Source organism: Streptomyces sp. WMMC940, assembly GCF_027460265.1.
Taxonomy (GTDB): Bacteria; Actinomycetota; Actinomycetes; order Streptomycetales; family Streptomycetaceae; genus Streptomyces.
The window spans coordinates 2,872,517-2,885,487 of the sequence record NZ_JAPZBC010000001.1; the positions used below are offsets into that span (position 1 = coordinate 2,872,517).

9 protein-coding genes and 2 pseudogenes are annotated in these 12,971 nt (G+C 72.1%); 3 read left to right on the top strand and 8 right to left on the bottom strand.

From position 1 onward, the window contains the following. Positions 1–72: 72 nt before the first annotated feature. Complete coding sequence (gene pdxR, locus O7595_RS12545) at positions 73–1,509, bottom strand: MocR-like pyridoxine biosynthesis transcription factor PdxR (protein ID WP_269728800.1); 1,437 nt, start codon at positions 1,507–1,509, stop codon at positions 73–75. A 47-nt stretch (positions 1,510–1,556) separates the two neighbouring features. On the opposite strand from pdxR, the gene O7595_RS12550 reads away from it, so the two are divergent. Next, complete coding sequence (locus O7595_RS12550) at positions 1,557–2,054, top strand: carboxymuconolactone decarboxylase family protein (protein ID WP_269728801.1); 498 nt, start codon at positions 1,557–1,559, stop codon at positions 2,052–2,054. 7 nt (positions 2,055–2,061) lie between these two features. Next, positions 2,062–2,295 (top strand): annotated as a pseudogene (locus O7595_RS12555) (isocitrate lyase/phosphoenolpyruvate mutase family protein); the annotation flags it as partial. 338 nt (positions 2,296–2,633) lie between these two features. Here the strand turns inward: O7595_RS12555 and O7595_RS12560 are convergent. From O7595_RS12560 to O7595_RS12585, 6 genes and pseudogenes are all read right to left on the bottom strand, one after another. Next, positions 2,634–3,596, bottom strand: coding sequence for an ABC transporter substrate-binding protein (locus O7595_RS12560; protein ID WP_269728802.1), 963 nt, complete (start codon positions 3,594–3,596; stop codon positions 2,634–2,636). Positions 3,597–3,629: 33 nt separating this feature from the next. Further along, the gene (locus O7595_RS12565; RefSeq protein WP_269728803.1) at positions 3,630–5,597 is read right to left on the bottom strand and encodes an ABC transporter permease; all 1,968 of its coding nucleotides are present in this window, start codon (positions 5,595–5,597) and stop codon (positions 3,630–3,632) included. Between the two features lie 67 nt (positions 5,598–5,664). Then, entirely contained in the window at positions 5,665–6,786 is a 1,122-nt protein-coding gene (locus O7595_RS12570) for a quaternary amine ABC transporter ATP-binding protein (RefSeq protein ID WP_269728804.1), read from the bottom strand. After that, entirely contained in the window at positions 6,783–8,324 is a 1,542-nt protein-coding gene (locus tag O7595_RS12575) for a GMC family oxidoreductase (RefSeq protein ID WP_269728805.1), read from the bottom strand. Before O7595_RS12575 ends, O7595_RS12570 begins: the two co-directional genes overlap by 4 nt. A gap of 27 nt (positions 8,325–8,351) precedes the next feature. Then, a complete protein-coding gene (locus tag O7595_RS12580; RefSeq protein WP_269728806.1) occupies positions 8,352–9,833 on the bottom strand; it encodes an aldehyde dehydrogenase family protein in 1,482 nt (493 codons plus the stop codon). Between the two features lie 638 nt (positions 9,834–10,471). Next, positions 10,472–11,462, bottom strand: a pseudogene (locus tag O7595_RS12585) (malate dehydrogenase). Between the two features lie 44 nt (positions 11,463–11,506). Here O7595_RS12585 and O7595_RS12590 point away from each other — a divergent pair. Continuing rightward, on the top strand, positions 11,507–11,632 hold the full coding sequence (locus O7595_RS12590) for a hypothetical protein (RefSeq protein WP_269728807.1): 126 nt from the start codon (positions 11,507–11,509) through the stop codon (positions 11,630–11,632). Between the two features lie 97 nt (positions 11,633–11,729). On the opposite strand, the gene O7595_RS12595 is transcribed toward O7595_RS12590, so the two are convergent. Continuing rightward, positions 11,730–12,761 (bottom strand): XRE family transcriptional regulator, encoded by a 1,032-nt coding sequence (locus tag O7595_RS12595; RefSeq protein WP_269728808.1) that lies wholly within the window; start codon positions 12,759–12,761, stop codon positions 11,730–11,732. Between the last annotated feature and the right edge of the window lie 210 nt (positions 12,762–12,971).

Consider the following 12,971-nt stretch of genomic DNA (forward strand, 5'->3'; position numbering starts at 1 on the left):
CGCCACTCCCGCTGCGCCGACGGTCCGACCGGTCCGGACCGGTCGCAGCCGGGCGGTGTGCCTGAGAGGGCGTCAGGGAAGCACCCGGCACAACGCGTCCAGTGCCCCCGACCAAGCGCTGTCCGCAGGGGTGCCGTAGCCGACGACGAGAGCGTCCGGGCCCGGCGGGGCGGACGGGTGCCGGAAGCGGCCGAGGCCCTCCACGGCGAGGCCCTGCCAGGCGGCGGCCTGGACGATCGCGCGTTCGGTGCCCGGCGGGAGTTCCAGCACCGCGTGCATCCCGGCCGCGATGCCGCTCACCCGGATGTCCGGAGCGTGTTCCGCGAGCGCGTCGACGAGCTGGTCGCGGCGGCGGCGGTAGCGCAGCCGCATGGCCCGCACATGGCGGTCGTAGGCACCGGAGGCGATGAACTCGGCCAGGGTCAGCTGGTCCAACGAGCCCGAGGACCAGTCCGACACCCCCTTCGCGGCGGCCACGTCACCCACCAGCGCCTCCGGAAGGACCATCCACGCCAGCCGCAACCCCGGAGCCAGGGACTTGCTCGCCGTTCCGAGGTACACGACACGCTCGGGATCCAGTCCCTGGAGGGCGCCGATGGGCTGGCGGTCGTACCGGAACTCCCCGTCGTAGTCGTCCTCCAGGATCAGTCCGCCGGTGCCGCATGCCCAGTCGACCACGGCGGTGCGCCGGTCCGGGGGCAGTGCGACCCCCATCGGGAACTGGTGGGCGGGCGTCAGCAGCACCGCTCCCGGGCCCGTGGAGGAGGCGAGATCGCCGGTGCGGGTGCCGCGCTCGTCGAAGCGCAGCGGGGACAGCCGCAGGTCGGCGTCGGTCAGCCGCTTCCAGTGGATGTCGAGCCCGTACGCCTCGACCGCCACCTCCCTCACCCGGCCCCTGAGGCCGGCCGACGGCGCGCCGGCCCGCAGCACCGAGCCGAGCAGCATCAGCCCGTGGACGTAACCCGAGCAGATCACGGTGCGCTCCGGGTCGGCGTACACGCCACGGGCCCGGGCCAGGTAGTCGGCGAGGGCGGTGCGCAGTTCCACGCGGCCGCGTGGATCGCCGTAGCCGAAGGCCTCGTGCGGGGCGGCCGTGATCGCGCGGCGGGCAGCCCTGAGCCACTCGGCGCGGGGGAACGACGCCAGGTCCGGCGATCCGGGCATCAGGCTGTACGCGGGGCGGCCGCGCGCCGGGCCGGGGCGCGGCGGCGACGGTGCCGGCCTGCTCGGGGCGGCGCGCCGGGCCACCCTCGTGCCCGAGCCCTGCCGGGCGGTGAGCCATCCCTCGGCGACGAGTTCCGCGTAGGCGTCGGCGACGGTGTTGCGGGCGATGCGGAGATCGGCGGCGAGCGTCCGCGAGGACGGCAGCCGGGTGCCGGGGGCCAGCCTGCCGCTGCGGACGGCGTCCCGCAGGGCGTCCATCAGCCCGGTCCGCAGGCCGGTGCCGCGCAGCTCGACATGGAGGTCGGCGCCGGCCCCGGATCGAAAAGTGGCCCAGTCGTTCGTCATGGAAATGGACCATAGCGATGTGTCATCTTCCGCGTACTGTCGATGACATGCCTGAGACCGAGAACGACTTCAACCACGAGCACAGCCCGCGCATGCAGTGGGCCGAGCACGCCCCCGCGGTGTACAAGGCCATGGTCAAGCTGGACGCGGCCGCCCGGCAGGGGGTCGACCCCACGCTGCTGGAGCTGGTGAAGATCCGCGCCTCCCAGCTCAACCACTGCGCCTTCTGCCTCGACATGCACACCAAGGACGCCCTCGCGGCGGGCGAGTCGGTGGATCGGATCATCCAGCTGAGCGCCTGGGAGGAGTCGCGGCACTTCTACACGGCCCGGGAGATCGCGGCGATCGAGCTGACGGACGCCGTGACGGTCCTGACGGACGGGTTCGTCCCGGACGAGGTGTACGAGAGGGCCGCGAAGCACTTCGAGGAGGCGGAGCTGGCGCAGCTCATCGCGGCGATCGCCGTCATCAACACGTGGAACCGCTTCGCCGTGACGACGCGGATGGCGCCCGGCCACTACACGCCCGGCCAGTACAAGCGCTGAGGACGCGATGTCCGTGGAGGGCTTCCGCGAACTGCACCGCGGACGGGCACCCGAGGACCCCCTGGTCCTGCCCGGACCGTGGGACGCGGCCGGCGCACGCGTCCTCGCCGAGGCCGGCTTCCCCGCCCTGGCCACGCCGAGCGCGGCCGTGGCCGCGTCACTCGGGTACGAGGACGGGCGGACGCCGCCGGGCGAGATGTTCGGGGCGGTCGCCCGGATCGTCCGGGCCCGGTCAACGCCCTGAAGTCCCCCGGCGGCCCGAGCGTCCCCGTCCTGGGGGGGGTCCGGGAGTCACCCGCGTCACCTTCGGCCCCGGTCTCCTCCTGCGGACGCTCGACCGACTCGGCGAGTGCGCGGCGGAGCTGCGCGGCTGACCGCCGGCGCACGCACGAGCGAAGACGCCCGACACGGGCCGACCCGGGCCGGCCGGTCCCGCGCCTCACCGGGCGGGACCGGGACGCGGTCGCGGCGGCCGGCCCCGGACCGCGGCCGGCCGCGGTGCGCGGCCCTGACGTTGCGGGGTCCGCGCGCCGCGCCCGGGGCCTGACCGACGAGGCCCGGGGCCCCGTGGTCACCGCGTCACTTCTTGGGGAGCCACGCCTTCCAGGTGGCCTCGTTCTCCTTCACCCACTTCTCGGCCGCGGCCTCCGGCGACATCTTCTCGCCGGCGATCATCAGCGCGACCTCGTTCTGCTGCTCGGTCGTCCACTTGAAGTTCTTCAGGAACTCGGCGGCCTCGCCGCCCTCCTTCGCGAAGTCCGCGTTGAGGAACTTCTGCAGCGGTGTGTTCGGGTAGGCGCAGGCGACCTTCTCCGGGTCGGCGTCGCAGCCCTCCTTGTACTCCGGCAGCTTGACCTCGACCATGTCGATCTGGGCGTTCAGCCACTGCGGGGTCCACCAGTACGTGATGAAGGGCTTCTTCGCCGCCGCGTACTTCTTGATGGCCGTGATCTGCGCGGCCTCGGAGCCGGCGTACTTGGTCTTCAGGTCCAGCTTCAGGTTCTTGATGATCGCGTCGTCGTTGGTGACGTAGTCCGGCGAGCCCTCGAGCAGTTCGCCCTTGTCGCCGCTCTCCGCGGTTCTGAACTCCTTGGCGTACTTGTTGAGGTTCTTCCAGTCCGTCACATCGGGGTGCTCGTCAGCGAAGTACTTGGGGACGAACCAGCCGATGTGCCCGGTGACGCCGAGGTCACCGCCCTTGACGACGGTCTTCTTCGTGTCGACGTACTGCTTTTCCTCCTTGGGGTGGCCCCAGTCCTCGAGGATCGCGTCGATGTCGCCCTTGGAGAGCGCGTCCCAGGCGAGGACCTCGCCCATCTGCTGGGTCTTGACCTTGTAGCCGAGCTCCTTCTCGAGGATCTGCTTGGCCACGGCGACGTTCGCCTGGGCACCGACCCAGGACGGCACGGTCAGCTTGACGGTCTTGTCACCGCCGGCCGTGTTGCTCTTGCCGGTCTCGGCGGCTCCGCAGGCGGTGAGGGAGAGGACGCCGAGGGCTCCGGCAACGGCCACGGCGGTACGAAGGGTACGGACGGTGCGCATGGTGCTCCTGTCGAGTGATCTGAGAGGGGTGGGTCAACGGGGGGTGCGGGAGGTCCGCTGGGTGACGCGGTCCAGGACGAGCCCGAGGCAGACGATCGCGATTCCGGCCGTCATGCCGAGGCCCATCTCGCCCCGGGACAGGCCCTTGATCACGTCGTAGCCGAGCGCGCCTCCACCGACGAGTCCGCCGACCACGACCACGGCGAGCACGAGCACCACGCCCTGGTTGACGGCGAGCTGCAGTGCCGGACGGGCCAGCGGCAGCTGGACGCCGAACAGCTGCTGACGCGTGGACGCGCCGAGCGAGCGGGACGCCTCCACGGCGGCCGGGTCGACTTCGCGCAGCCCCTGGGTGGTGATCCGCACCACCGCGGGCAGCGCGTACACGACGGCCGCGACGATCGCCGAGGTGCGGGTGGCGCCGAAGAGCGCGACGACCGGAATGAGGTACACGAACTGCGGCATCGTCTGCATGGCGTCAAGCAGCGGCCGCACCCATCGTTCGAGGCGTTTGGCGCGGGCGCACAGCACCCCCGCGAGGAAGCCGAGCACCAGCGTGAGCACCAGCGCGGCGAGCACCTGCGAGAGCGTGTTCAGGGACCTGGTCCACACGCCGAGCACGCCGATGGCAGCCATCGCCGCGGTCGCGGTGACCGCGGAGACCCAGTTGCCGACGAGCCAGGCCGTGGCGGCGACCAGCAGCAGGACGGACCACCAGGGCAGCCAGACCAGCCCGTCCCGCAGCGGGTTGAGGACCCACAGCGTGAACTCGCGCGCCCAGACCTCGGTGAAGGTCAGGTTCGCGGTGATCCACTCCTGCGCCTTGTTGACGGGTGTGGAGATGTCGTACGTCCAGGCGTCGGGCCAGGCCGTGGTGCGCACGGCCGCCGCGGCGGCCACCGCGGCCGCCACCAGCGCCCAGGCCCGGCCGCCGTGCAGCCAGCTCCCGGCGGCGCCCGGTGTGCCGGTGCCGTCGCCCGCGGCCGCCGTCGTACGGTCCAGCCAGACCGCGATCAGCACGATCGGGAGACCCGCGGCGAACGCCTTGCCGACGTCCGTGGTCGCCAGTGCCGAGTACACCTCCTCGCCGAGACCTCCGGCGCCGACGAGTGCGGCGATGACCACCATGGACAGCGCCATCATGATCGTCTGGTTGAGGCCGAGGAGCATCTGCTTGCGGGCGAGCGGCAGTCGCGCGGTCCACAGTCGCTGCCGGCCGTTCGCGCCGAGCGAGACGGACGCCTCCAGCGCCGCCGGGTCGGCCCCGCGCAGTCCGAGTGCGGTGAGCCGGGCCATCGGCGGGGCGGCGTAGATGACGGTGCAGAACAGCGCGGCGGGCGTCCCCGTACCGAAGACGAGCACGAACGGCAGGAGGTAGGCGAAGGCCGGCATCACCTGCATGGTGTCCAGCACCGGGCGCAGTGCCCGGTCCACCCGGTCGGAGAGACCTGCGGCGAGACCGATCAGCGCGCCCAGCACGGCCGCGATCGCGACGGAGACCACCATCAGCGCGATGGTGAGCAGCGTCGCGTCCCACATCCCGAGCAGTCCGCAGACGGCGAACGCGCCGAACGCGGTCAGCGCGACGCGCAGCCCCCGCCGGCCCAGCCCGGCGGACCGCCAGGCGACGAGCACGGCGGCGGCCATGACACCGAGCCAGCCGAGGGCGTCGAGCCCCTGGTAGACGGCGTTGACGGCATCCGTGGCGGTATTGGACAGGTGCAGCAGGAAGTACAGGAAGAGCGGGTGGCTGTCGCGGTTGTCGACGACCCACTCGTTGGCCGCGTCGAGCGGCCCGGATATGTCGGCGGTCAGCCCGGCGGGCCAGCCACCGCCGCCGAGCAGGACGGCGCCCAGCACGAGGAGCGCGGCCAGCACGCCGCCGCCCGCGAGCAGCTTGCGCCGGCGCCGTATGGCGTCACGCAGGCCACCGGACTGCTCGTTCCGGGCCTCGCCCGCGGCGGTGCCGGCCTTGGAGACGGTCGTGACGGTGGCGCTCACCGGCCCCACCTCCCGGTACCGGCGGCGGGTTCGCGCATGGGGCGGCACCCGGTGTGGACGGCTTTTCTCATGCCGCCACCTCCTGCGCGGGAACGCCCGCGACGACCCCGAGGAGCGCGGCGTGGTCCACCACGCCCAGGCAGCGCCCGTCCTCGACGACGCGGACGGGGCCGCCGGAGCGGGCGACCGCCTCGATCGCCTCGGAGACCGTCGCGCCGGGGGCGACCGCGGGCCCGTGCTCCGCCTCGGTCGCGTCGTTCGCGGGGCGCATCGCCGTGCGGACGGTCATGACCTGCTCGCGCGGTACGTCGCGGACGAAGTCCCGTACGTAGTCGTCGGCGGGCGAGCCGACGATCTCCTCGGGCGTGCCGAGCTGGACGATGCGCCCGTCCCGCATCAGGGCGATCCGGTCCCCGAGGCGCAGCGCCTCGTTCAGGTCGTGGGTGATGAAGACCATCGTGCGGCCCTCCTCACGGTGCAGCCGGATCACCTCCTCCTGCATGTCGCGGCGGATCAGCGGGTCGAGCGCACTGAACGGCTCGTCGAAGAGCAGTACTTCGGGGTCGACGGCGAGTGCGCGGGCGAGGCCGACGCGCTGCTGCTGACCGCCGGAGAGCTGTCCCGGACGGCGTTCCTCCAGCCCGGCGAGGCCGACCTTGGCGACGACCTCGGCGGCCTTGGCCCGCCGCTCGGCCTTGCCCATGCCCTGGATCTCCAGCCCGTAGGCGACGTTGTCGAGGACGGTGCGGTGCGGCAGCAGGCCGAAGTGCTGGAAGACCATGGCAGCGCGGTGCCGGCGCAGCTCGCGCAGGCGTGCCTTGTCCATCGAGAGCACGTCCTCGCCGTCGATGGAGATCGATCCGGAGGTGGGTTCGATCAGCCGGGTCAGCGTGCGCACGAGCGTGGACTTGCCGGAGCCGGAGAGGCCCATGACGACGAAGACCTCGCCCTTGCGCACGTCGAAGCCGACGTCCCGCACGGCGGCCGTGCAGCCGGTGCGCTCGCGCAGCTCGGCGGGGCTCAGCCCGGCGAGCTCGGCCGAACCGGGCACGCGGTCGGCCTTGGGACCGAACACCTTCCACAGGCCGCGCACCGCGAACACGGGCGGTTCCGGGTGCACGGCGCCGCTGTCGGTGGTGCCCCCGGCCTCGGTGCCGGTGTCGGTCGTTTCCTTGGTGTCGCCGTTCATCGTGCCTCACTTCCCGTCGGCGTCAGCAGATCCGCACATTTCTCGCCGACCATCAGCACCCCGATCATCGGGTTGACGGCCGGCATGGTCGGGAAGACGGACGCGTCGGCGATCCGGATTCCTTCGAGCCCTCTGACCTTCAGGTCCGGGGCGACCACGGCCAGTTCGTCGGCGTGGGAGCCCATCCGGCAGGTGCCGGCCGGGTGGTAGACCGTGTGAGCGACCTTGCGCGCGTACTCGCTCAGCTCCTCGTCGCCGGTGACCTCCGGCCCCGGGCAGACCTCCCGCTTCAGCCAGCCGGCCAGCGGTTCGGACTTCGCGATCTCCCGGGCGATACGGATGCCGTCGACGAGGGTCCGCCCGTCGTAGTCGTCCTCGTCGGTGAAGTAGCGGAAGTCCAGTGCGGGCTTGACCTCGGGGTCCGCGCTGGTCAGGTAGAGGCGGCCGCGGCTGCGCGGCTTGGGGATGTTGGGCGTCATCGACACGCCGTGCGCGGGTCGTTCGTAGCCCAGCCGCTCCGGGTTGTCCGTGAACGGGATCTGGTAGAAGTGGAACATCAGGTCGGGGCCGCGTTCGTCGTCGTCGCGGCGCACGAACAGACCGGCGTCCGAGTCCATCGCCGAGTTCTCCGGGATCGGCCCGTGGGTCTCCCAGACGATCACCGACTCGGGGTGGTCGAGCAGGTTCTCACCGACACCCGGCAGGTCGTGGACCACGGGGATGCCGAGGGCCTCCAGATCGCCCTTGGGCCCGATGCCGGAGTGCATCAGCAGCCGCGGGGTGTCCACGGCCCCGGCGCAGACGATCACCTCGTGCCGCGCCCGGACCAGCCGCTCCTCGCCGTCCCCGGTGCGGACGTGCACACCGCGGGCCCGGGTGCCGTCCAGCTCCAGCCGGTAGGCCCAGGTCTCCAGCAGCAGGGTGAGGTTGGACCGTTCGTCCATCACCGGGTGGAGGTACGCCACCGACGCCGACGAACGCTTGTTGTTCTCGGGGTGGTACGCGAGGTCGAAGAATCCGACGCCCTCGTGGAACGGCTTCTTGTTGAAGCCCTCGACGCGCGGTACGCCGAGCGCCGACTGGGCCGCCTCCACGAAGTCCCGGGCGATGGCGTTGCGGTCGGCCTCGTCGACCGGGACGACGTTGTTGAGCAGCTTGCCGAAGTACGGGTCCATCGCGGCGGCGTCCCAGCCGTCGGCCCCCGCCTCGGCCCATTCGTCCCAGTCGGACGGCAGCGGCTTGAACGCGATCAGGGTGTTGTGCGAGGAGCAGCCGCCGAGCACCCGGGCGCGGCTGTGCCGGATGTGGGAGTTGCCGCGCGGCTGTTCGGTGGTGGGGTAGTCGTAGTCGAGTTCCCCGCCGAGGAGGCCCATCCAGCGGCGCAGGGTGAGGACGTCCTCGCGGTCCACGTCGCTCGGGCCGCCCTCGATGACGGCCACGGTGACATCCGGGTTCTCCGTCAGGCGGGAGGCGATCACCGATCCTGCGGTGCCGCCCCCGACGACGACGTAGTCGTACTCGTAGTCGTGCTCGGTCATGGTGGTGGTTGCTCCTGCTCCCCGTGATCAGCCCGCGAACCAGCGCACGGGGCGCGGGGCGAGGTTCTGATAGATGTGCTTGGTCTCGCGGTACTCGGCGAGCCCGGCCGGGCCGAGCTCCCGGCCGATGCCGGACTTGCCGAATCCGCCCCACTCCGCCTGAGGCAGGTACGGGTGGAAGTCGTTGATCCAGACGGTGCCGTGGCGCAGCCGTGCGGCCACCCGCCGGGCCCGTCCGGCGTCGCCGCTCCAGACGCCTCCCGCGAGCCCGTACTCGGTGTCGTTGGCGAGCGCGACGGCCTCGTCCTCCGTACGGAAGGTCTCGACGGTGAGGACCGGGCCGAAGACCTCCTCGCGCACGACGCGCATGGTGCGGTCGCACCGGTCGAGGACGGTCGGACGGTAGAAGTACCCGGGCCCGTCGGGGCGCTTGCCGCCGGCGCGCAGCACCGCCCCCTCGGCGAGTGCGGAGGCCACGTACTCCTCGGTCTTCGCCAGCTGCTGCGCGGAGACGAGCGGGCCGCACTCGACGCCGTCGTCCGTGCCCCGGCCGAGCCGGATCAGTTCGGCGCGGCGGGCGAGTTCGACGACGAAGCGGTCGCGGAGGGACTCCTCGACGATGAGGCGGGAGCCGGCGGAGCAGACCTGGCCGCTGTGGATGAACGCGGCGTTCAGTGCCTGGTCGACGGCGGTGTCGAAGCCCTCTTCGTCGGTGCAGGCGTCGGCGAACACCACATTGGGGTTCTTGCCGCCGAGCTCCAGGGCGACCTTCTTGACGCTGTCGGCGGCGGCCCGCATGACCTTGGTGCCGCTGGCGAGCCCGCCGGTGAAGGAGACGAGGTCGACGTCGGGGTGCTCCGCGAGGCGGGCGCCGACCGGGTCGCCGGGGCCGGTGACGAGGTTGGCGACGCCGTCCGGGAGCCCGGCCTCCGACAGGAGCCGGACCAGCGCGACGGTGCTCAGCGGGGTGATCTCGCTGGGCTTGACGACGAAGGTGTTGCCGGCGGCCAGGGCGGGCGCGATCTTCCAGCTCGCCTGCAGCAGCGGGTAGTTCCACGGCGTGATCAGACCGCACACACCGACCGGCTCGTGCACGACCACGCTGTGGACGTCCGGCGAGCCGGCGTCCACCACTCGACCGTTCTCGTTGACGACGAGATCGGCGAAGTAGCGGAAGGCGTCGGCGACGCAGTCGACGTCGACGCGGCCTTCCTCCACGGTCTTTCCGGCGTCGCGGCTCTCCAGGCGCCCGAGTTCCTCGCGGTCCCGCTCCAGCAGCCCGGCGACCCGGCGCAGCAGTGCCGCCCGCTCGGCCACCGGCGTACGGGGCCACTCCCCCTCGTCGAACGCCTGGCGCGCGGCGGCGATCGCGGCGTCGGTGTCCTCGGCCCCGCCTTCCGCCACCACCGCGAAGGGCGTGGCGTCAGCGGGGTCGAGGATCTCGCGCGTGGCGCCGGAGACGGCTTTGCGCCATTCTCCGGCCACGTGGATGGTCAGTTGTGCCGACACGTCGCGTTTGGCCTTCCATTCCCGTTATGTCTCTCACCAGCAAGGACTGGCGAGCGGATCGCCTGCCCCGGAGGGCGGAAAGCATGCGCGACGGGTGGCCGGAAGTAACGCGTGTCACTCTCCGGGGAGGCTGTCGTCCGACTCGTCACGGACGGTGAGCCGGGGTGCCGGGAGGGCGCCGTCCAGGCGGAGACCGCGCCCCCGCCCACCGATCGAGGCCGCCGTCGGCACTCTCTTGACTTCCGACAAATCGGGAGGAAACTGGTCTTTACACCAGAAAACCGCAGAGAGCCGCACCCCCTCGGAAGAGACGTCTTGCCGACGGGCGTGACCCCCTCGGCTCTGGCTAGGCCCCCGGCGAGAAGAGCGAGGACCAGCGGGATCGGCGACGACCGGTCCGCAGGAAATCGTCCGGATCACCGGGGACTGTTCTGTTCCGGGGCCTTCTCCCGGATCGGCTCCCGGCCACGGCTGCCGCCTTCCGGCCGACCGCCGACCGCCGAACCGCGCACCGCCGTCGGCGGACACCGCGGTCCCCTTGCGGCCGTCCGGCACGGGCGGTCACGGAAAACGCCTGTGGGGCGCCGCGCGATCGCGCGGCGCCCCACAGGCGCTCGACCGGGTACGGGTACCGGACGTCAGATGAGACCGAGGCCGCGAACCGCCTCGCGCTCCTCCTCCAGCTCCTTCACCGACGCGTCGATGCGGGTGCGGGAGAACTCGTTGATGTCCAGGCCCTGGACGATCTCGTAGGTGCCGCCCTTGCAGGTGACCGGGAAGGAGGAGATCAGACCCTCCGGGACGCCGTAGGAACCGTCCGACGGGATGCCCATGGAGGTCCAGTCGCCCTCGGCGGTGCCGTTGACCCAGGTGTGGATGTGGTCGATCGCGGCGTTCGCGGCGGAGGCGGCCGAGGAGGCACCGCGGGCCTCGATGATCGCGGCACCGCGCTTGGCGACGGTCGGGATGAAGGTGTCCGCCAGCCAGGGCCTGGTCGTCGATGACCTCCGCGGCGTTCTTGCCCGCGATCTCCGCGTGGAAGACGTCCGGGTACTGGGTCGCGGAGTGGTTGCCCCAGATGGTGAGGCGCTTGATCTCGGAGACCGGGGCGCCGGTCTTCGCGGCCAGCTGCGACAGCGCGCGGTTGTGGTCGAGGCGGGTCATCGCGGTGAAGCGCTCGGCCGGCACGTCCGGGGCGGCGGCCTGCGCGATGAGCGCGTTCGTGTTGGCCGGGTTGCCCACGACGAGGACCTTGATGTCGTCCGCGGCACGGTCGTTGATGGCCTTGCCCTGCGGCTTGAAGATGCCGCCGTTCGCCTCCAGCAGGTCACCGCGCTCCATGCCCTTGGTGCGCGGGCGGGCGCCGACGAGCAGCGCCACGTTGGCGCCGTCGAAGGCGACGTTCGGGTCGTCGCTGATGTCGATGCCCTGCAGCAGCGGGAAGGCGCAGTCGTCGAGCTCCATCGCCGTGCCCTCGGCGGCCTTCAGGCCCTGCGGGATCTCGAGGAGGCGGAGCCTGACCGGCACGTCCGCGCCGAGCAGTTGGCCCGAGGCGATGCGAAAGAGCAGCGCGTAGCCGATCTGGCCGGCGGCGCCGGTGACGGTGACATTCACGGGAGTGCGGGTCATGGCGATCTCCGTAAGACAGCTGGCGGTGGGGGTCCCTGCCCCTGGTGCTGGACATCTCCACCGTAGTGATCGGCACCGCCGCGATCGACGCGATCGGCGTGACCGACGCGTACGGCGCCGGGGTGGCACCGGTCCGCGACGATCGGCACCGACGGCACCGATCACGGTGATCGATCTCTCGACGTGAAGAGATATCCAGCGGTCAGGCTATCGGACCCGGGCCCCCCGGAACCCCCGGACCCTTGTGGTGCGGCTCACTGGAGCGGGCTACTGCTCCGCCGTGCAGCCCTCCGTGCCGGTCGTCAGCGTGGCGCACGCCTTCGCCTCGGACTCCGCGGCCACGGCGACCATCGGGGTGTAGGCGTCCTTGTCCGCGTTGACGAGTCCGTTCTCGCTTTCCGCGCCGGCGCTTATCCGCACCTGATCGCCCGGTGTGGCCTGGGTGATCCGCGCCCAGGCGGCCCCGCAGGTCCTGCTGTAGCGCACCTCGACGACGGCGGTGCCGACGGTCGCCCGGGAAGCCGTCGTGGCGAGCTGTCCGCCGCACCCCATGTTCTCGGGGTCCTGGCCCGTGCAGTCGGCGCCGACGCACTTCACGCCCGCGGGCAGCTCCGGCGCCTGCGTCGTCGGGGCCGCGGAGGGCGACTTGGCCACGTCGCCGCCCGGCTCGTCGCCGCCACCGCCGAGGTCGGTCAGCAGCACCGCTGCCACGATCACCAGCAGCGCACCGAGGAGCCCGGCCACGAAGACCGTCGTCCTGCGCCGTCCCTTCCCCCGGCCCGGACCGCCCGGCGAGGCGGGTGCGCCGGAGTAGGAGGGCCCCGACGGTTTCCCGGCCCGTCCCGATCCGCTGCCGGGCTGGGCGGGCACGTGAGGCCGGTCGCGCGGGCCGTCACCCGCCGGCGCGGCCGTGGTCAGTCCGCCGGCGCGGCCGTCCCGGGCCGCCGGCCCGTTCGGCCCGAACTCGCCCAGCGCGGCCCGCGCCTGGGATATCCGGATGGCCTCCATCGTCATGTCGTGGCGCATCTCGGCACGGCTCCAGGCGCGCTCGGCCAGCTCCCACATGGTCGTGAGGTGCACCGGATTGGTACCGGTCACCTCGGCGAGCGCGACGATCGCGCGCTTGGGTGCGAGCAGCCGTCCGTTGAGAAAGCGCTCCCACGACGTCTTGCTGTAACCGGTCCGGTCAGCGACCGCGGCGATGCTCAGCCCGCTGCGGTCGACGAGCCTGCGCAGCTGGCTCGCGAACTCCCTCACCTGCGGATCGAGTTCTTCCGGTAGCGCCTTCCAACGAGGCATTGCCTCCCCCTTGTCCCCCGAGTACGTGCCTGATGTGCCCCGCGCCGTGGTGCCCCCCGCCACGCCCCGGGTCCGCGTCGTGCGGACTGTCCGGAGGGACGCGCGAAGCCAGGATGACAGTTCCTGGCGCCGGGGCGCACGGGGGCATTCGGGACGATGCCGTACCCCGCGTCCGCCGCCGTTCCGAAAGCCGGCCTCAGTCTCGCATCC

Coding starts and splice junctions, on each gene's coding strand:
- O7595_RS12575 (WP_269728805.1), bottom strand. CDS start 8,324: ATGACCGAGCACGACTACGAGTACGACTACGTCGTCGTCGGGGGCGGC.
- O7595_RS12570 (WP_269728804.1), bottom strand. CDS start 6,786: ATGAACGGCGACACCAAGGAAACGACCGACACCGGCACCGAGGCCGGG.
- O7595_RS12595 (WP_269728808.1), bottom strand. CDS start 12,761: ATGCCTCGTTGGAAGGCGCTACCGGAAGAACTCGATCCGCAGGTGAGG.
- O7595_RS12560 (WP_269728802.1), bottom strand. CDS start 3,596: ATGCGCACCGTCCGTACCCTTCGTACCGCCGTGGCCGTTGCCGGAGCC.
- pdxR (WP_269728800.1), bottom strand. CDS start 1,509: ATGACGAACGACTGGGCCACTTTTCGATCCGGGGCCGGCGCCGACCTC.
- O7595_RS12550 (WP_269728801.1), top strand. CDS start 1,557: ATGCCTGAGACCGAGAACGACTTCAACCACGAGCACAGCCCGCGCATG.